The sequence below is a fragment of the Qipengyuania sp. Mu-71 genome, assembly GCF_036867055.1.
Classification (GTDB): domain Bacteria; phylum Pseudomonadota; class Alphaproteobacteria; order Sphingomonadales; family Sphingomonadaceae; genus Qipengyuania; species Qipengyuania profunda.
In genome coordinates, this window is record NZ_JBAJHR010000001.1 from 838180 (window position 1) to 857405 (window position 19226).

General features: G+C 65.3%; 17 protein-coding genes and 1 riboswitch. Of the genes, 5 read left to right on the forward strand and 12 right to left on the reverse strand.

The features are described 5' to 3' along the window. Positions 1–154 precede the first annotated feature (154 nt). The 4 genes from rplQ to V6B15_RS04255 all read left to right on the forward strand — a co-directional run bounded on the left by rplQ (position 155) and on the right by V6B15_RS04255 (position 3608). A complete protein-coding gene (gene rplQ / locus V6B15_RS04240) occupies positions 155–577 on the forward strand; it encodes a 50S ribosomal protein L17 (protein ID WP_253515118.1) in 423 nt (140 codons plus the stop codon). Between the two features lie 91 nt (positions 578–668). Continuing rightward, positions 669–2051 carry a serine hydrolase domain-containing protein gene (locus V6B15_RS04245; RefSeq protein WP_334200141.1) on the forward strand — a complete coding sequence of 461 codons (1383 nt, stop codon included), beginning with the start codon at positions 669–671 and terminating at the stop codon, positions 2049–2051. Positions 2052–2184: 133 nt separating this feature from the next. After that, a complete protein-coding gene (locus V6B15_RS04250; protein ID WP_253515122.1) occupies positions 2185–2751 on the forward strand; it encodes a hypothetical protein in 567 nt (188 codons plus the stop codon). Positions 2752–2867: 116 nt separating this feature from the next. Next, positions 2868–3608, forward strand: a complete 741-nt coding sequence (locus V6B15_RS04255) for a hypothetical protein (RefSeq protein ID WP_334200142.1) — start codon at positions 2868–2870, stop codon at positions 3606–3608. Here V6B15_RS04255 and V6B15_RS04260 read toward each other — a convergent pair. Genes V6B15_RS04260 through V6B15_RS04270 form a run of 3 tightly spaced genes read right to left on the reverse strand, consistent with a single transcriptional unit; the run spans position 3605 to position 6272 of the window. Continuing rightward, positions 3605–4225, reverse strand: a complete 621-nt coding sequence (locus tag V6B15_RS04260; protein ID WP_253515126.1) for a trimeric intracellular cation channel family protein — start codon at positions 4223–4225, stop codon at positions 3605–3607. The genes V6B15_RS04255 and V6B15_RS04260 overlap by 4 nt on opposite strands. Continuing rightward, on the reverse strand, positions 4222–4923 hold the full coding sequence (locus tag V6B15_RS04265) for a PepSY domain-containing protein (protein WP_334200143.1): 702 nt from the start codon (positions 4921–4923) through the stop codon (positions 4222–4224). Before V6B15_RS04265 ends, V6B15_RS04260 begins: the two co-directional genes overlap by 4 nt. 14 nt (positions 4924–4937) lie before the next feature. Next, entirely contained in the window at positions 4938–6272 is a 1335-nt protein-coding gene (locus V6B15_RS04270) for an amidase family protein (protein ID WP_334200144.1), read from the reverse strand. Between the two features lie 127 nt (positions 6273–6399). On the opposite strand from V6B15_RS04270, the gene V6B15_RS04275 reads away from it, so the two are divergent. Beyond that, positions 6400–8085: a dipeptidyl-peptidase 3 family protein gene (locus V6B15_RS04275; protein WP_334200145.1), complete on the forward strand. Its 1686-nt coding sequence runs from the start codon at positions 6400–6402 to the stop codon at positions 8083–8085. Here the strand turns inward: V6B15_RS04275 and V6B15_RS04280 are convergent. From V6B15_RS04280 to V6B15_RS04320, 9 genes are all read right to left on the reverse strand, one after another. Next, positions 8067–8876: a hypothetical protein gene (locus V6B15_RS04280; protein WP_334200146.1), complete on the reverse strand. Its 810-nt coding sequence runs from the start codon at positions 8874–8876 to the stop codon at positions 8067–8069. The two genes, V6B15_RS04275 and V6B15_RS04280, sit on opposite strands and share 19 nt — an antisense overlap. 49 nt (positions 8877–8925) lie before the next feature. Then, a complete protein-coding gene (lpdA, locus tag V6B15_RS04285; protein WP_334200147.1) occupies positions 8926–10338 on the reverse strand; it encodes a dihydrolipoyl dehydrogenase in 1413 nt (470 codons plus the stop codon). Positions 10339–10348: 10 nt separating this feature from the next. Then, on the reverse strand, positions 10349–11587 hold the full coding sequence (gene odhB, locus V6B15_RS04290) for a 2-oxoglutarate dehydrogenase complex dihydrolipoyllysine-residue succinyltransferase (RefSeq protein WP_334200148.1): 1239 nt from the start codon (positions 11585–11587) through the stop codon (positions 10349–10351). A 17-nt stretch (positions 11588–11604) separates the two neighbouring features. Beyond that, a complete protein-coding gene (locus V6B15_RS04295; protein WP_334201324.1) occupies positions 11605–14436 on the reverse strand; it encodes a 2-oxoglutarate dehydrogenase E1 component in 2832 nt (943 codons plus the stop codon). Between the two features lie 97 nt (positions 14437–14533). Continuing rightward, the gene (gene sucD, locus V6B15_RS04300) at positions 14534–15424 is read right to left on the reverse strand and encodes a succinate--CoA ligase subunit alpha (protein ID WP_320179935.1); all 891 of its coding nucleotides are present in this window, start codon (positions 15422–15424) and stop codon (positions 14534–14536) included. Further along, the gene (locus V6B15_RS04305; RefSeq protein WP_320179936.1) at positions 15421–15909 is read right to left on the reverse strand and encodes a hypothetical protein; all 489 of its coding nucleotides are present in this window, start codon (positions 15907–15909) and stop codon (positions 15421–15423) included. The genes sucD and V6B15_RS04305 overlap by 4 nt, the downstream gene beginning before the upstream one ends. Positions 15910–15917: 8 nt before the next feature. Continuing rightward, complete coding sequence (gene mdh, locus V6B15_RS04310) at positions 15918–16880, reverse strand: malate dehydrogenase (protein WP_253515140.1); 963 nt, start codon at positions 16878–16880, stop codon at positions 15918–15920. A gap of 405 nt (positions 16881–17285) precedes the next feature. After that, positions 17286–17627: a hypothetical protein gene (locus V6B15_RS04315; protein ID WP_320179938.1), complete on the reverse strand. Its 342-nt coding sequence runs from the start codon at positions 17625–17627 to the stop codon at positions 17286–17288. Positions 17628–17745: 118 nt separating this feature from the next. Beyond that, entirely contained in the window at positions 17746–18834 is a 1089-nt protein-coding gene (locus V6B15_RS04320; RefSeq protein ID WP_334200149.1) for a cell wall hydrolase, read from the reverse strand. 161 nt (positions 18835–18995) lie between these two features. After that, positions 18996–19186, forward strand: a riboswitch (cobalamin riboswitch). The last annotated feature ends 40 nt before the right edge of the window (positions 19187–19226 follow it).

The following is a 19226-nucleotide window of genomic DNA, read 5'->3' on the forward strand; positions in this document are numbered from 1 at the left end:
CCACCCATTCAGGATGCTGCCGTGGGTGGCCGGGTGGGGGAGTGGGCCGGCACCGCCCCGACCGCAAGGTCGGAAACAAACGGGAGGGTCAGCCCTATCCGACCAGCTACGGGCTACCTCGCACGGGCCCCTATCGAACGAAGGATGATTTGAAATGCGTCATAAAATTTCCGGCCGTAAGCTGCAGCGCAAGACCGGCCACCGTAATGCGATGCTCCGCAACATGGCCGCCGCGCTGATCAAGCACGAGCAGATCATGACCACTTTGCCCAAGGCGAAGGAAATGCGGCCCTACATCGAAAAGCTGATCACGCTGGCCAAGCGTGGCGGCCTGTCGAACCGTCGCCTCGCCATGAGCCGCCTGCAGGACGAAACCCAGCTCAAGAAGCTGTTCGACGTTCTGGCCGAGCGTTATGACGACCGTGAAGGTGGCTACAGCCGCGTGATCAAGGCCGGTTACCGCGGCAGCGACGCCGCCCAGATGGCGATCATCGAACTCGTCGACCGCGACGTGGACGCCAAGGGCCAGGATTCGGGCCCGGTCATGAACGAAGACATGGACCTCGAAGAGGCGTAAGCCGCTCTCGAAACCATACAAGCGGGGCCGGACAGGAAACTGTCCGGCCCTTTTGTTTTGCCTGCGCGAAAAGCCGTGCCACAAGGCGCGCATGATCAGACATGCTCTCGCAGCCGCCGTGCTGCTCGCCGCCACGCCCGCCGCTGCCCAATCGACTACGCAGGACGCGCTCGACGAACGTTACGATCGCGCGCTGGCGGCCGGCTATAAGGCGCTGTTCCTGTGCAGCGCCATCGCCAATGCGGAACGCAATGGCGCGGCCCGGACGCCAGCCAGCGTCGAGGCCTGGGAACTGACGGGCATTCAGGCACCGCTCGATGAGATCGCACCCAAGCTGGGCTATGAAGTCCATCGCCGGCCTGCATCCCGGGCTACTGCCGCGGGTTCGAAAGAAGTCAGCCATGTCAGCGTCGCGTGGTCCGACAGCATGCCGCCCCGCATCGCGATCCACGATTCGCGGATGGGCTGCCAGCTTGCCCCCATCGGAGGAGGGCTCCCGCCCTTCGTGACTACAAGGCCCGGCCAAAGCCATCCGGTCGCCGCGGTGACGCCTTTCGCGAAGGACGCGTTGCAAACGGTGGGCGAGGGCGCCTTCGCGCAGCGCTATGGCGAGAGCACACGGACCACGGCGGTGCTGGTCCAGCGCGGCGGAACGCTGTTGGGCGAAGCCTATGCGCAGGATTTCGGACCGGCCGTGCCGCAGCGCACCTGGTCGGTTGCCAAGAGCATTGCCGCGACCTTGGTCGGCGCCGCGCAGGCACGGGGCGAAGTACAGGTCGATACCCGCGCAGGATTGGGCGGCAGGATGCAGGACCACACCCGCTACGGGATCACGATCGACCATCTCCTGCGCATGGCATCGGGGCGTTACTCCGACACACCGGGAAACCGCACCGATCCGCTCTATTTCGGTGGCTCCTCGGTTACGGAAACGGCGAGCAGCTGGCCCGCCATCCATCCGCCGGGATCGGTCTATCGCTATGCCAATAACGACACGCTGATGGCGGTGCGCGCGATCAAGCCGGGGTTCGAGGAACATCCCCCGGCCGCGCTGTTCGAGGAGCTCGGCATGCACCACACCGTGGCCGAAACCGACTGGCAGGGCGATTACATCCTTTCCAGCCAAGTGTGGTCGACCGCGCGCGATCTGGCCAAGCTGGGCCAGCTCTATCTCGACGACGGTGTGCTCGCCGACGGCACGCGTATCCTGCCCGAAGGCTGGGTCGATTATGTCTCCGCGCCCACCGGTCCGCAGCCCGATGGCCCGTTCGGCTACGGCGCGGGGTTTTGGCTGCTGAACACTTCCGACGGGGTCCCGGCCGACACATTCGCCGCGATGGGGAATCGCGGGCAGTTCATCGTAATCGTGCCAAGCATGAACGTCGTGATCGTGCGCCGGGGTGAAGATCCAACCGGATCGCGCTTCGACATCGCTGCGTTCACCCGTGATGTGCTTGAAACGCTTGAGGATTAGGTGTTCATAAGAATAGCTCTATACCTGAACAATCGCTGTCGCCAGAGTTCAGCGTCACCTCACGCAGGTCCCTCTAGAACCCTTCTCATAGCCGAGGCAATCCCGCCGCGGCACCGACGAGGAGGACCTCGAGATGCAACAATTGACCAAAACGTTCGCGAAGGGTGGGATCGCAACGGCTGCCGTCGGCGCGCTGGCGCTGGCCGGAGCTACGCCCGCCCAGGCCCGCGGTGATGATGACGGGATTTCGGTGGGCGAAGTGATCGCCGGCGCAGTGATCATCGGCGGCATCGCCGCCATCGCCAGCGCGGCCAGCAAGGACCGCGACCACTACCGCGACGGCCGCTATTACCGCGATGGCCAACGCTACAACAACGGCAACGACTACCGCCGCACCGCCTATGCCACGCGCGGCAACCCGCGTTCGGCGGTCGAGCGCTGCGTCAGCGCCGCCCAGACCGATGCGCGCCGCTATGGCTATCGCATCGCGCAGGTAACCGACATCCGCGACGTCGACGACACCCGCTATGGCTGGAAGGTCAAGGGCACGATGGTCGTCGACGGGCAGCGCGGTTACAACTCGCGCTATGACCGCCGCGATCGCCGGTACAGCGACCGCGACAGCGGCAGCTTCACCTGCTCGATCGAGCGCGGCCGCGTTACCTATCTCGACTTCAGCGGTATCCGCGGACTGCGCTGATACCCGCTTTACGGACCACCCAGGGCGGTTCAGGCTTCATTTAGCCTGGGCCGCCTAGTCCTGTCCGATCGATAATCGCGCGCCGGGTGGGGGCGTGACCACTGGGGTACCAGGCCATGCCGTCCATCACATCGCTTTCCGCCGCGCCCGCGCTGCTTGCCGCGCTCTCGCTGACCGCCATGCCGGTGCAGGCCGCCGAACTGCCTGCGCCCGCAGCGCCCGTGGCGGCGCATTCCGCCCCCGTGTGGATGCCGGGCGATGACGACGCAGCAGGACATCGCCGCTATCGCCACCGCCGCGATCGCGGGGTGGATGCGGGCGATGTGCTGGCGGGTATCCTGATCATCGGCGGGATTGCCGCCATCGCCAATGCGGCGAAGGGCTCGAGCGAACGCTATCCGACCCGTGACAGCCGTTATCCCGAACCGCGCCGCGGCGGGGTCAGCTATGATGACGGACGCGGGATCGACCGCGCGGTCGACATGTGTGTCGAAGAGATCGAACGCAATGCCCGCGTTGAAACCGTCGATGCCGTCAATCGCGATGCGCGGGGCTGGACCGTCAGCGGCGCGCTCTACGACGGGCAGGGGTTCAACTGCGCGATCGGGGCCGATGGCCGTATCGAATCGATCGGCTATGGAACCGGCGGCTCCAGCTACGACAGCTACGGCAGCTATGACGACGCAGCGCGTCTTGAACGTGAGGATCGCCAGTATGACGATGCCTATTACGCCGCCATGCGCGCGCGCAGCGATACCGCCCAACCTGCCTATCCGGATGGTCCCTTGCCGGGGGATGAGGACGCGGTCGATGCCGATCTCGAATTCGGCACCGGCTACCGGGGCGCAGAGCGCTAGTCGCGCTGATAGGCGGGGAGTGCCAGGTTCCACCTGATCGCGGCCAGTCGCAGGCCATAACCCGCGGCGGTTGCGCCCACCCAGACCCATTCACGCATGATTCCCGCGACATCGCCGAGCACCGTCACGCTGGCCGACAAGGCTGCGGCGGTGACATAGAGTTCGGGCCGCATCAGGATCGATGGGCGCCCGGCGACCACGTCGCGGATGATCCCGCCGACACAGCCGGTGATGACCCCCATCAGCGCGGCGGGGACCGGCGGCACACCATATTGGAGCGCCTTGGCCGAACCGAGCACGGCATAGGCCGCCAGTCCCAGACCATCGGCAATCGACAGGAAGCGGCCCGCCCACCAGCGTGTGGGGATGAACCACGCGAACAGCGCCACCGCGAGGCATACGCCCGCGACCCCGCCATCGTGGATCCAGAAAACCGGCGCACCGATCAGCAGGTCGCGCACGGTGCCCCCGCCAACGCCGGTAACCAGCGCGAAGAAGGCCAGCGTGACGAAGGTCTGTCGCTCCTTGGCGGCGACCAGCGCCCCGGTCAGCGCAAAGATCGCCACCCCGGCAAGGTCGAGCCAGTCGAGCAGCGGTGTCAGGACTTCCGTATTCATTTGGCGCCCACCCGCACACTACGCCGGCGGAACAGCAGGATGCAGCCGAACAGCGCGCCGATTACCGACAGCAGGGCGAAGAAGATCAGGATCGGGTGATGCGTGTCCTCGCGCGTCTGCAAATCCATGATGTGCAGGCCCCAGACGAAATCGAAGGTCCGCCACCAGCGCGTGCGAACCGCCTCGATCTCGCCGGTTTCGGTGCCGACATAGACATGGGTGCCGTCCGCCAGCGCCACCTGCCAGACCGGCAGTGGGCGGCGGAAATCGAAGGGGACGTCGTCGGCTGCAAACCGCGCGGTCGCGGTGACCTTGTCGCCGCCCTCGATACCTTCGGCCACGATCAACCGCGCCTCGACCTCGGACAGCGGGCCCATCGCGCTGCCATCGGGGCGGTATCGCGCGGTCGTCCCGTCCATATAGGCGATGCGCGTAATCGTCTCGCCGCGTTCGACCTGCGTGGTGACCGCGCGCACCGGCCTCGTGCTTTCGGCGGGCAGCGAGACCGCGATCTCGGTATCTGCGGGCAGCGCACGTTCGGGCACCTCCTTGCGCAAATGGTTGCCGCGCACTTCCTCGATCGGCTTGGCCACCATGACCAGCCCGGTCACGGTCCACATCAGCACCGGCAGACCGACCAGCCAGCCCAGCCAGATGTGCCACCGTGAAATGCGCTGCATGATGCGCGGACGTTGCATTGCGTCGAGGCTCCCTAGCCGTGGAGGATCGTGCCGATCGCCTCTGCCGCGGCAAGGCAATCGAGATCCGCCCACCTGCGCGAGATGACTTGCATTCCGCAAGGCAAGCCGCCCGTTTCGCCCACAGGCAAGACGGTGGAGGGGAGGTTGGGATAGGTCGCCAGCCCCGCCCAGCACAGCGCGGTTGCCCCCGGCTGGTCGGTGCCGTTGATGGTCGCCATGCCATCGAAGAGGCGATCCTCGCGGTGGGGGAAGGCCAGCAGCGGTGCAGGCGGGGCAAGGACGAAGTCGTAGCTGTCGAACAGCGCGGCCCAGGCGAACTCGGTCCGCGCCTGCGCATCGCGCATGTCGAACCAGTCGGTCGCGCTGGCGCGTTGCCCGTCGGGCCCGGGCATGCCGCGTGCGAGCGTCACATTGAGCATGCGCATGTAATCGGCCTGCTGCGCGGCGAGGTCGGGGACGAGGTCGCTTGCGCGATCGACGCTGATACCCGCTCGTTCGAGCTCGGCGGCCGCCGCTTCGAACGGTCCGCGCACCGCATCGTCGGTCGGGCAGGACGGGTGATCGAGCAGCAGCAGGAAGCGGCTGTCCTTGAACGGTCTGGTCCGCGCGCGCAGCGGGACCGTCTGCGTCAGTTCGACCAGCAGCCGCAGGTCGGCGGCATTGCGCGCCAGGGGCCCGATCACCGACAACGCGCCGTCATGCGCCTCCTGCCCCGCTGCTACCGGGTGGACATGGCCGCGCTTCGAGATCAGTCCCCAGCTACTCTTGTGCCCCCAGACGCCGCAGAAATGCGCGGGGACGCGGATCGACCCGCCGATATCGCTGCCGAAGTCGCAGGGTACCATCCCGCTCGCGACCGCCGCCGCCGAACCGCCCGACGAGCCACCGGGAGACAGCGCGTGATCGTGCGGATTGTTGGTCCGGCCATAGACCGGATTGTTCGATTGCCAGTCGGCGAGGTCGGGCGGGACATTGGTCTTGCCGAGGATGATCGCGCCGGCGGCCTTGAGCTGGCGGACCACCCAGGCGTCGCGCGCGGCGATCGTGTCGGCATATTCGCTGTGACCCCAGCAAGTCGGCAGGCCGCTGACATCGAAGCTTTCCTTGATCGTCATCGGCACGCCGAACAGCGGCTGGTCCTGGGGCAGCCGCCCGGCGGTCATGGCCTTCGCCTGTTCCTGCGCTCGGTCGAAGTCGGTCACCACCACCGCGTTGATATGCGCATCGAGATGTTCGATCCGCGCAATCGCCGCTTCCACCGCCTCGAGCGGCGACATCTCGCCATGGCGGATCGCGCCCGCGATCTCGATCGCCCCGGGTTTCGTGGTCAGTGTCGGATAGGCCATGCTCTTTCCTCCCTGCGCGCCAATGTCGGATAAGCGAACCGCGCGGTCAATCGCGCTCTTGCGCAGGACACATCAGCGCCGCATGGCGTTTTCCAGCGATAGACCGAACAATTTCAGAGGATATCCCATGCGTCGCGCCATCCTGCCCCTGCTGCTCGCCAGTGCCGCCTGCACGCCTGCCGTCACCGACACGCGGATCGAACCCAGCGCGGTGCCGCCTGCCGCCGCGGCCCCCGATGGCTACGACCTCCAAGCGCAATACGCCAAGCTGGCGGTGATCGAGATGGCGCCCGACACGTCCTTCCTTACCGGGGAAGAGCGCGAGGTGGTCAACCTGCTGATCGAAGCGAGCGGCTATATGGACGAGATCTACCTGCGCCAGCGGGGCGCGGACTTGCCGCGGCTACGCGAGACGATCGCGCGCAGCCGCCGCGCCGACCGCGACATGCTGGTGGCGATGTTCGACCGCAATTTCGGTCCGTGGGACGAGGTCGCCGAACTGCACCCCTTCTGGGGGACGCAGGCCATGCCGGAAGGGGCAGGCTTTTATCCGCAGGACCTGACGCGCGCGGAATTCGACGCCTATCTCGCGGCCAATCCCGACCAGCGCGAGGCACTGACCAGCCCCTATACGGTGGTCAAGCGCAGCGGCGAGGGCTTCATCGCCGTCCCCTATTCGCAGGAATATCGCGAATGGCTGGTGCCCGCCGCACGCCTGCTCGAACGGGCGGCACAGCGGACGTCCAACCCCAGCCTGAAGAAATTTCTCTCGCTGCGCGCGGCCAGTTTCCTGACCGACGACTATTTTGCCAGCGAGATGGCGTGGATGGACCTACAGGATACGCCGATCGAGGTCGCGATCGGTCCCTACGAGGTCTATACCGACCGGCTGTACGGTACCAAGACCGCCTTCGAAAGCTTCGTGACGCTGCGCAATCCCGAAGAAAGCGCCGCGCTGGCGAAGTACAAGAACTACCTGCGGACGATGGAAGAGAACCTGCCCATCCCCGACGCGGACAAGAATTTCCAGCGCGGGTTCGAAAGCCCCATTGCAGTAGCCGATCAGGTCCATGGCGGCGGCGACAATGTCCCGGGCACGCAGACCATCGCCTTCAACCTGCCCAATGACGAGCGCGTGCGCGAGGCGAAGGGGGCCAAGAAGGTGATCCTGGCCAATGTGCTCGGCGCCAAATACGACCGTATCCTCGCCCCGATGGCCGATGTCGTGCTCAAGGATGACCAGGCAGCGCTGGTGGCTAAGAAATACATGGAAGCCAACACGCTGTTCCACGAGCTGTCGCACAGTCTCGGGCCGGGCACGATCACCGTCGATGGCCGGCAGACCACGGTGAACGAGGAACTGCGCGACCAGTATTCGGCGCTCGAGGAATCGAAGGCCGATGTGATGGGCATCTGGAACATCCTGCTGATGATGGAGAAGGGCGAAATCCCCGCCGCGGAAAAGCCCGAGCTGTTCTCGACCTATTTCACCGGCCTGTTCCGTTCGATGCGGTTCGGCACCGAAAGCGCGCATGGCCGCGGCGCCAAGCTGCAATATGGCTATCTTCAAGAGAAGGGTGCATTCGCCTGGGATGGCGCGGCGCAGCGGTACACGGTGGATTACGCGGCGATGGAAGCGGGCATCCGCGATCTGCTGAGCGCGCAGCTCATGCTGCAGGCGCGCGGCGATTATGCGGGTACCAAGGCCTTCTTCGATCGCCATGCGGTGCTCGACGATGCCGCCAATTCGCGGTTCGCGGCGATGGCGGACATCCCGGTCGATATCGCGCCGGTCTATCCCGACGGGGTCTGAGGGGCCTTTCGCGCGAGCGCCAGTGCCAGCCCGTATCCGAGGATCGGCGCGGCGCCGTAGCCGATGAGCACGCTTGGATAGTTAGACACCAGCGCGTCGAGCGAAAAGCCGAACAGCGAGCCCGCCAGCGCATGGCGCACGGGTTTCTCCGCAGGAAGCGCGTGAGCGATTAGCAGGAAGCTGGCGAGCAATGCGGCGGCGAGACCGAGCGCGGCAAATGGCTGGTGCAGCGCCAGGTCGACCAGCACGCGCTCGACGAAGGGCTGGGCGGGTAATTCGCCGCGCAGCCCCGCGCTGATGCTGGCGAGAAAGGCGATCCCCGCCACCGGCACCATCCGCCAGTCGCCATTCGCATTGTAGAGCCCGATGGCGGTCATCATCACCGCGAGGCCGGTCGCCGCGTCGGGCTGCAGGCTGGCCGCGAGCAGCGCTGCCAGCAGGATCGGCGGGGCGTACTCCGCGTCCCGCGCCGCCAGCACCACCAGTGCCGGAACAACCAGCGCACCGGCATGCAGCGTGACCGGCCCCAGCGGCAGCCAGCGCGCTATGCCGTTGAGGTGGGGGCCGCTGAGGAGCGGGATGAACAGCAGCGCCAGCAGCAGCACCGCCAGCACACGTTGGCGGCTGCCGGTCAGGCGTATCCGCACAAGGGCTGCAACCGGTAACGCCAGCAACAGGGCCAGCGCATTGCCGACCGGATAGGCCAGCGGAGCGCTGCCCACAGCAAGAAAGATCAGACCCGCCAGAACGGGCGTGCCGAGCGCGAGGACGATTGCCGCGCGCCCGGCCATTCAGCGGCCCTCGCTTGTCGCAGGAAGGGCCGCTGACTTCGCCATCCGGTCAGACGTGGATGGGCTTGCCCTGAACCGCCATAGCCGCTTCCTTGATCGCTTCGGAATGCGTCGGGTGGGCGTGACAGGTGTAGGCGATATCTTCGGATGTAGCGCCGAATTCCATCGCCTGCGTCGCCTGCGAGATCATCGTCCCGGCAACGCTGGCAATCGCCCAAACGCCGAGCACGCGGTCGCTTTCGGCTTCCGCAATGATCTTCACGAAGCCGTCGGGTTCGTGATTGGTCTTGGCGCGGCTGTTGGCCATCATCGGGAACTTGCCGACTTTGACCTTGGACTTGTCGCCGCCCATCTTCTCGATGGCTTCTTCCTGCGTCAGGCCGACACCGGCAAACTCAGGCCAGGTGTATACCACACCGGGGATGAGATCGTGGTTCACGATGCCCGTCTGCCCGGCGACATTCTCGGCGCAGGCGATGCCTTCGTCTTCGGCCTTGTGCGCCAGCATCGGGCCAGGGACCACGTCGCCGATCGCCCATACGCCGTCGACCTTGGTGCGGAAATCGTGATCGATCTCGATCTGGCCGCGCTGGTTGGTTTCCAGCCCGATCGCGTCGAGGCCAAGACCCTCGGTATTGGGGCGGCGCCCGATCGAGACCAGCACGCAATCGGCTTCGAGTGTTTCCGCTTCGCCGCCCGCGGCGGGTTCGAGCGTGAGCGTGGCCTTCTTGCCCTTGACGGTGCAGCCGGTGACCTTGGTCGACAGGCGCAGTTCCATACCCTGCTTCTTGAAGATCTTGGCGGCTTCCTTGCGGACATCGTCGTCCATGCCGGGGAGCAGCTTGTCGAGATATTCGACCACGATCACCTCAGCGCCGAGACGACGCCAGACCGAACCGAGTTCGAGCCCGATCACGCCGCCGCCGATGACGACCATTTTCTTGGGCACCGATTTCAGTTCGAGCGCACCGGTCGAATCGACCACGATCTGCTTGTCATTATCGACCTCGACACCCGGCAGCGGGGTGACCGAAGAGCCGGTGGCGATGATCACGTCCTTCGCGGTGAAGGTTTCGTCGCCGACCTTGACCGTATGCGCGTCCTGGAAGGTGGCATGGCCCTTCTTCCAGTCGATCTTGTTCTTCTTGAACAGGAATTCGATCCCGCCGGTCAGGCTCTTCACTGCATCGCGGCGCTGCGCGTGCATCTGCTCGAGATTGAGCTTCGGAGTGACGTCGACACCCAGCGCGGCCATCGAACCATTGCTCGCCGCGTCGAAATATTCGGATGCGTGCAGCATCGCCTTCGACGGGATGCAGCCCACGTTGAGGCAGGTCCCGCCCAGCGTATCGCGGCTGTCGGCGCAAGCGGTTTTGAGGCCGAGCTGGGCCGCGCGGATTGCCGCGACATAGCCCCCCGGGCCTGCACCGATGACAAAGAGATCGTAGTCGTATTCAGCCATTATTTCTTCCTCAAAGGTCGATCAGCATCCGGGTGGGATCTTCGATCGCTTCCTTGATGATCTTGAGTGCAGTGACCGCCTCGCGGCCATCGATCAGGCGGTGGTCGTAGGACAGCGCGATATACATCATCGGGCGGATGACGATCTCGCCATCGACCACTACCGCGCGGTCCTCGATCCGGTGCAGGCCGAGCACGGCGCTCTGCGGCGGGTTGATGATCGGCGTCGACATCAGGCTGCCGAACACGCCGCCGTTGGAGATGGTGAAGGTGCCGCCCTTCATATCGTCCATCGTCAGCGTGCCGTCCTTGGCGCGCTTGCCGAAATCGGCGATGTCCTTCTCGATCCGCGCGAAACCCTTGTCCTGCGCGTCACGGATGACCGGGACGACGAGGCCGTTGGGTGCCGACACGGCGACCGAGATGTCGACATAATCGTGATAGACGATCTCGTCGCCTTCGATATAGGCGTTGACCGAGGGGACGTCCTTCAGCGCGAGGCAGGCGGCCTTGGCGAAGAAGCCCATGAAGCCGAGCCGGATGTCGTGCTTCTTGGCGAACAGGTCCTTGTACCTGCCGCGCGCTTCCATCACCGCCGACATGTCGACATCGTTGAAGGTGGTGAGCAGCGCGGCGTTTTCCTGCGCGCCCTTGAGCCGCTTGGCGATCGTCTGGCGCATCCGCGTCATCTTGACGCGTTCCTCGCGGCGCTCGCCACCGGTGGAAGCGGGTGCAGCGGAGGATGCAGTCGGGGCCGCGCCGCCATCGCGCTTGGCATTCGCCGCTGCGATCACGTCTTCCTTGGTCAGGCGGCCGTCCTTGCCGGTGCCCTTGATGGTCGAGGGGTCGACGCCGTGTTCGAGCACTGCGCGGCGCACCGCGGGCGACAGCGTCTGTGCGGCGTCCGACGAGGCGGCGGAGGCGGGGGCGGGCGTATCGGCGCGTTCCTGCTTGCCTTCGGCGCGTTCTTCCTGCGCCCGGCCGGCTTCGGCACCCTTGGCGGCAGGCGCAGCGCCTTCCTCGATCACCGCGATGACCGCATCGATCTCGACCGTGTCGCCGACCGCGACCTTGAATTCCTTGATCACACCGGCGACGGGCGAGGGGGCCTCGACCGCGACCTTGTCGGTTTCGAGGCTGACGATCGGTTCGTCGACCGCGACCGCGTCGCCGACCTTCTTGAGCAATTCGCCGACGGTCGCTTCGTTGACCGATTCACCCAGCGTGGGAACTTTGACTTCGGTGGCCATAATCTCGCTTTCCCGAGTTACTTGCAGTCACTGCGGACGTTCGGCGCGCTGCCGTTGAGTCCGAGTGCAATGTTGACGAGGGCTTCCTGCTGCACCTGGTGGCGGCTGGCGTAACCCGTGGCGGGCGAGGCAGCGACTTCGCGGCCCGCATAGCAGGGCCGCATGCCCGTCTTGCCGGCGGCCTCGGCGGCTTCCTCGATCAGGCGATCGACGAAGAACCACGCGCCGTTGTTCTTCGGCTCTTCCTGGCACCAGACGATCTGCTCGAGATTGGTCATGCGTTCGAGACGCACGGCCAGCGGTTCGCCGGGGAAGGGGTAGAGCTGCTCGATCCGGACGATCGAGACGTCTTCAAGCTCTGCCTCGTCGCGGCGCTGCATCAGGTCGTAGGCGACCTTGCCGCTGCACAGCACGAGCCGTTTGACCTTCTCGTCGGCAATATCCTTCATGTCGGACTTGATCCGCATGAAGTGCTGATCGCCCATGAATTCCGCCGCATCCGACTTCGCCAGCGGATGGCGCAGCAGGCTCTTGGGCGTCATGATGACCAGCGGCTTGCGGAAGCTGCGCAGCATTTGGCGGCGCAGGACGTGGAAGTAATTGGCCGGCGTGGTGATGTTGCAGACCTGGATATTGTCGTTCGCGCACAGCTGCAGGAACCGCTCGAGCCGGGCCGAGCTATGCTCGGGCCCCTGGCCTTCGTAGCCATGCGGCAGCAGCAGGACGAGGCCGTTGGCGCGCAGCCATTTGACCTCGCCCGCGGCGATGAACTGGTCGATCACGATTTGCGCACCATTGCCGAAATCGCCGAACTGCGCTTCCCACATCACCAGGCTCTTGGGATCGGCCATGGCGAAGCCGTATTCGAAGCCGAGCACGCCATATTCGGACAGCGGGCTGTCATAGACCTCGAACTTGCCATGCGGCAGCGTGGTCAGCGGGATGTATTTGCGCTCGTCCTTCTGGTCGACCCAGACCGCGTGGCGCTGGCTGAACGTGCCGCGCCCCGAATCCTGGCCCGACAAGCGCACGCCGAAGCCTTCGGTGACGAGGCTGCCGAACGCGAGCGCTTCGGCAGTGGCCCAGTCGAACCCTTCGCCGCTGGAGAACATCTCCTCCTTGGCCTTGAGCACGCGGCCCAGCGTCTTGTGGATGGTCAGGTCGTCGGGCACCGAGGTGAGCGTGCGGCCGAGGCTGTCGAACAGCTTCTTCTCGAGCGCGGTTTCGACATTGCGCCGTGCGGTCTCGGGATCGGCGGGCTTGTTCATGCCCGACCACCGGCCACCGAACCAGTCGGCCTGGTCGGGCTTGTAATCCTTGGCCGCTTCGAACTCCTGTTCGAGGTGGTCGATAAACTCAGCGCTCAGCCCGTCGGCAAAGCCCTTCTCGATCACGCCTTCTTCCTCGAGGCGCGCGGAGTAGATCTCGCTGACCTTGGGGTGCTGGCGGATCTCGTCATACATCAGCGGCTGGGTGAACTTGGGTTCGTCGCCCTCGTTATGGCCGAAGCGGCGATAGCACCACATGTCGATCACGATGTCGCGGCCGAAGGTCTGGCGGTATTCGACCGCCAGCTTGCAGGCGAAGGTCACCGCTTCGGGATCGTCGCCGTTCACATGCAGGATCGGTGCTTGCACACCCTTCGCCACATCGCTGGGATAGGGCGAGGAACGCGCGAATTGGGGACTGGTGGTGAAACCAATCTGGTTGTTGATGACGAAGTGCAGGCAGCCGCCGGTGTTGTAGCCGCGCACGCCCGAGAAACCGAGGCACTCCCACACGATACCCTGGCCGGCAAAGGCCGCATCGCCGTGGAGCAGCACCGGCAGGACCTGCTCGTGCTGCTTGAGATCGTCGCGGATCGCCTGCTGTGCGCGGCTCTTGCCGAGCACGACCGGGTTCACCGCTTCGAGATGGCTGGGGTTGGGCACCAGCGACATATGCACGTTGATGCCGTCGAATTCGCGGTCGGTGCTGGTGCCGAGGTGGTATTTCACATCGCCCGAACCGCCGACATCGTCGGGATTGGCGCTGCCACCCGAGAATTCGTGGAAGATGACCTTGTACGGCTTGCCCATGACATTGGCGAGCACGTTGAGCCGGCCGCGGTGGGCCATGCCGTAGATGATCTCGCGCGTGCCCAGCTGGCCGCCATATTTGATCACCGCTTCGAGCGCGGGGATCATCGATTCGCCGCCATCGAGGCCGAACCGCTTGGTGCCGACGTATTTCTTGCCGAGGAATTTCTCGTACTGCTCGCCGCGGATCACGGCAGCGAGGATCGCCTTCTTGCCTTCGGGGGTGAACTGGATCGTGTCTTCGGGCGTCTCGAACTTGTCCTGCAGGAACCGGCGTTCCTCGGTGTCCGAGATATGCATGTATTCGAGGCCGACATTGCCGCAATAGGTCGCGCGCAGCACGTCGAAGAGCTCGCCGATGCTGACCCATTCGAAGCCGAACACGCCGCCGACATAAACCTCGCGGTCTTCCTGGCCGCCAAAGCCATGCCATTCGAGCGTCAGATCCTCGGGCACTTCGCGGTGTGACAGGCCGAGCGGGTCGAGATTGGCAGCCAGATGGCCGCGCACACGATAGAGGCGCACCAGCAGCATGGCGCGGATCGAATCGTCCGCCGCCTGCTCGATCGCCTTGGGATCGAGCGCCTTGCCCGTCTTTTCCGCCGCCTTGTCCACCGCCAGCCGCATCTGCGTGGGATCGAGCGCGGCGGTCAGATCCGCCTCGCTGTCGACCACTTCGGCAAGCCAGCGGGGGTTGCCCCAGCTCGGGCCCTGCTGCGGGCCTTCCTGGTCGCCCAGCTCGGGGAGGAAATCGTGGCTTTCGTTGCCCATCCGGGTCACCTTCTCGTGCCGACCTGCTGTCGGCTCTCTATGGCAATGCCTCAGCCGCGCGGACGGTCCCGAAACAGGGGGCCGTCCGCGCTGGCCGTCAGGCGAGTTCCTTCAGCAGCGCGTCGAGCGTGGTGCCGAGTTCGCTGGGCGAGGGGGAGACGCGGATGCCCGCAGCTTCCATCGCGGCGATCTTGTCGTCGGCGCCGCCCTGGCCACCCGAAACGATGGCGCCGGCATGGCCCATGCGGCGGCCCGGAGGCGCGGTACGTCCGGCGATGAAGCCGACCATCGGCTTTTCGCGGCCCTTGGCGGCTTCCTGCTTGATGAATTCGGCGGCTTCCTCTTCGGCGCTGCCGCCGATTTCGCCGATCATGATGATCGACTTGGTGTCGTCATCGTCGAGGAAGAGGTCGAGCACGTCGATGAAATTGGTGCCGTTGACCGGGTCGCCGCCGATGCCGACTGCGGTGGTCTGGCCGAGGCCGACCATGGTGGTCTGGTGCACGGCTTCATAGGTCAGCGTGCCCGAACGGCTGACAACGCCGACGCTGCCCTTCTTGAAGATCGAACCGGGCATGATGCCGATCTTGCATTCGCCGGGGGTCAGGACGCCGGGGCAGTTCGGACCGATCAGACGCGACTTCGAGCCTTCGAGCGCACGCTTGACGCGCACCATGTCGAGCACGGGAATGCCTTCGGTGATCGCGACGATCAGTTCGATCTCGGCATCGATCGCCTCGAGGATCGAATCCGCAGCGAAGGGCGGCGGGACATAGATGCACGAAGCGGTCGCGCCGGTTTCGGCCTTGGCTTCGGACACGGTGTTATAAACGGGCAGGCCGATATGCTCGCTACCGCCCTTGCCGGGGGTCACGCCCGCAACCATCTGCGTGCCGTAAGCGAGCGCCTGCTCGGTGTGGAACGTACCGGTATCGCCGGTCATGCCTTGGGTGATGACCTTGGTGTTCTTGTCGACGAGGATACTCATTCGGCACTCTCCTGGGGAATTGCGGAAATTTCGAAACGGGCGAACGGGCGCTTTGCATCACCCGCGGGATCGACCCGGACCGTATGGCCCGCGATCGTCCAGAAATAGCTGTAACCGTCCTGCTGTTCGGGCATGCCGATCGACTGCGAAACCTCTTGCAGCAGGGGGACGTAGGAAGCGGTGTCCGGAAGGAAGGCCTGCACGACGCAGGTCTTGGCCTCGAGTTGCTCGTTCGCAACGACGATCAGCGTGTTATTGCCCTCTTTCTGGTAAAGTCCCTTGAACACACGCTGCGATCGTGCGCCACGCCGCTTGGCATTGTCCCACTCCATCGGGGGCAAATTATCGTATCGCACATCATCGGTTTCGGTGATTGCCTGGCAAGCGGCGATCGCTTCTGCGACGTGCGGTGCGGTGGCTGCCTCCTGCTGCGCCGCGGCGGGAGCGGCGAGCAGCAGGGCGGGGAGGAAAAAGAGCTTCCGCATCGTCTCGCTCAGGCCAGCGAGCTGTCCAAGCCCTTGCAGGCTTCGAGCAGTTCTTCGACCGCATCGGTCGAGACCTTGAGGTTGGACTTCTCTTCGTCCGACAGTTCGATTTCGATCACCTCTTCGGTGCCGCCCGCGCCGATCATCGTCGGCACGCCGACATAGAGACCATCGAGGCCGTATTTGCCATCGACATAGCTGGCGCAGGGCAGGATGCGCTTGGTGTCACCGAGATAGGCTTCGGCCATCGCGATCGCGCTGGTGGCGGGGGCGTAATAGGCCGAACCGTTGCCGAGCAGGCCAACGATCTCGCCGCCGCCCTTGCGGGTGCGATCGACGATTTCGTCAATGCGGCTTTCCGAGACACCCTTGATCTTGGCGAAGTCGTTGACCGGGATGCCGTTGATCGTGGTGTAGCTGGTCACGGGGACCATGGTATCGCCGTGGCCGCCGAGCACGAAGGCGTTGACGTCCTTGACCGAGACGTCGAATTCCCAGGCGAGGAAGGTGGCGAAGCGCGCGCTGTCGAGCACGCCGGCCATGCCGACAACCTTGTTGTGCGGCAGGCCGCTAAATTCGCGCAGCGCCCAGACCATCGCGTCGAGCGGGTTGGTGATGCAGATGACGAATGCGTCGGGCGCGTTGTTCTTGATGCCTTCGCCGACCGACTTCATCACCTTGAGGTTGATGCCGAGCAGATCGTCGCGGCTCATGCCGGGCTTGCGCGGCACGCCCGCGGTGACGATCACCACGTCGGCGCCGGCGATGTCGGCATAGTCATTGCTGCCGGTGATCTTGGCGTCGAAGCCTTCGACCGGGCCGCACTGGCTGAGGTCGAGCGCCTTGCCCTGCGGCATGCCTTCGGCGATGTCGAACAGGACGATGTCGCCCATTTCCTTCTTCGCCGCGAGGTGGGCGAGCGTTCCGCCGATCATGCCGGAGCCGATAAGGGCGATCTTCTTGCGTGCCATGGAAATGAGGGTCCTTGTTCCTGCCGTGCGGGACAGAGATGATACCCGGACCGAAACTGGGCCATGCGTCAAGTGTCCCGCAGAGGAGGCATGGCACCCGGTCGATTGCGGTTGCGCCCTAGGCCCGCGCCGGAGGGATTGCAACCGCCAATGCTTGCAGCCCCCAAACTATGTTTGCAAATGGTTCGCAGTTGCAATAAGCGCGCGAATTCAAGGATATGCTGGCGGTGCGGGCAAACGGGATTGCAGATCGCGAATCCCTTGTGGCCTCGCTGGGCTGCCGCTCGCCACGGGGCGAGCGCCGCGACGCGAGCGTGCATTGCTGGCACGGATTTGCGCCCATGAGCACCTAAGCGGGCGGGTATGTCACCTCCGGAAGAATGCTTACCCCGGCTGCGCCGCGGCTTAGCGGGCGAGCAGCGCGTCGATCGCGATCGATCCCTCGAGGCTTTCGGCAAGCCGGCGGTCGAGCGTGCGGCAGACTCCCAGCCACCATTCATACGCTTCGGTATCGCCGGTGAAATGCGCCTGTTCGGCCTGCTGCCGCGCGGCTTCGGCGGCGCCCATGCCGTGTTCGGCAAAGTGCCGCAGCGCCGCGCGCATCATATGGTCGAAGCTCGAGGCTTCCGCCTGCATATGCGCCGCATCGCCATTGTCGTTGGCAGCGCGGGCGAGCGCCTTTTTCGCCAAGGCGCGGGCGATCGGCGAATGCGCGGCGGAACGAGCGGCGGCGAAATGGAGGGGCATGCCTCTATCCTTGTGAAGCGGCTGGGGGATCATTCTGTCCTACCCGGCCACCGCTAAGCTTCGGTTCCGCAGCATGGTTGTGAAGACGTAAAGGATTGCCTCCGCGCAAGCGACACGGTTACTTCCGGCCCGGCTCGCTGATCCATTTGCCCGAATTGGCATATTCGTCCTTCACGCGCCCCGATTGCGGCAGCTTGGTGCTCGCGGGGACGGCAGTCGTCGCACCCGTCGCGCCTACAGGGGCCGTCGACGCCGCGCCGAGGCTGATCGTGTCGTTCGACGGCGGGGCAGGGGCCACCGGACCCGGTACATCGAGTTCCGCCCGCCGGACATTGGGTGCAGCCAGCGGTTCGCTGCCGGCATAGGCATCGGTAAAGGCGCCCGCGGTGCCCGCGCCGCCCTTCCAGCGATAGAACCGGTGCGCGCCGATCGCGCCGATGAAATCCAGGCTCGCTGCCCAATAGGGGTTCACGTAATTGGTGTGGTAATGCGTCGCGAGCCCGATCGGCTGGTACACCTCGCCCGCCAGCGCCCCCAGCGCGACCGACTGCGCCACCGCCCAGGCCTGGCGGGCGGGCGTGCGGCGAAGCGATCCGTCGCAGGTGAAGCTGAACTGGCAGCCGGTTGTGCGCTCCGATCCCTGGAACACCACGCCGCAAATACTGGCCGGATAGGCCGGATGCGCGACCCGGTTGAGCACGACTTGCGCCACCGCCTGCTGCCCGGCGTAGCTTTCGCTGGCCGCCTCGTAATAGACCGCCATCGACAGGCATTGCAGCGCGCGGGCCTTGTCGAGCCCGCTGCCCGCCTGGCGGAACGCCTGCGCCGCGGCGCCCGCCCCGTGGCTTTCGGCAAATTCGACCGTTTCGAACGTGCCCTCGCTCTGGCGCAGGTCGCTCACATCGATCGCCAGGCGCGGGGCATCCTCGAGATAATAGAAGGCCGAGCCGGGGAAACTGTCACCCGGGGTTTCGAACGGCATGGGGGCGAAGGCGACGCGTTCCTCGGCAAGCCCCATCGCGCTTTTCAGATCCGCCCATTCGCCCTGCGCGGCAACCGTCGGCAATGCGATCGCCCCGGCGAGCAGCGCCCCGCGCGAGACCAGCTTGCGCCGCTTTTGGCGGCGCGCCTCGAACCGCCTGGCGCGTGCGGACGGGGCGCGCGGGGCACGCCTGCTTCGATCCGCTCTGGCCTTCGATTGACGCAATTCGCTTCCTGCTTTTGTCCGCTGCAATAGCCCAGCCTGGTCCATATCCATAGCCGGACGGGCGCACCATCCCGCATCGGGACGTAAGGTGCGGTTGCCATATAACTACCAGATAGTGCTTAACGAAGGATCGTCTTGTGCATTGCGGCATCGCGCGTTAGTCGGGCGGCCGAGTCACGGGTTGGCCTGTTCGCGCAGGCCCGAAGAGGGAAGGAGGTGCAAACCCTCCGCTGCCCCCGCAACTGTGACCGGGGAGCGATCCCGCTACATGCCACTGGGCCTTGCGTCCGGGAAGGCGGCGGGAAAGCGTCGATCCGGGAGCCAGGAGACCTGCCCATGACCGTCGTTCGGCCGCGGGCGGGGTGTATCGTAGGCAAACGTGGAAGGAGCGA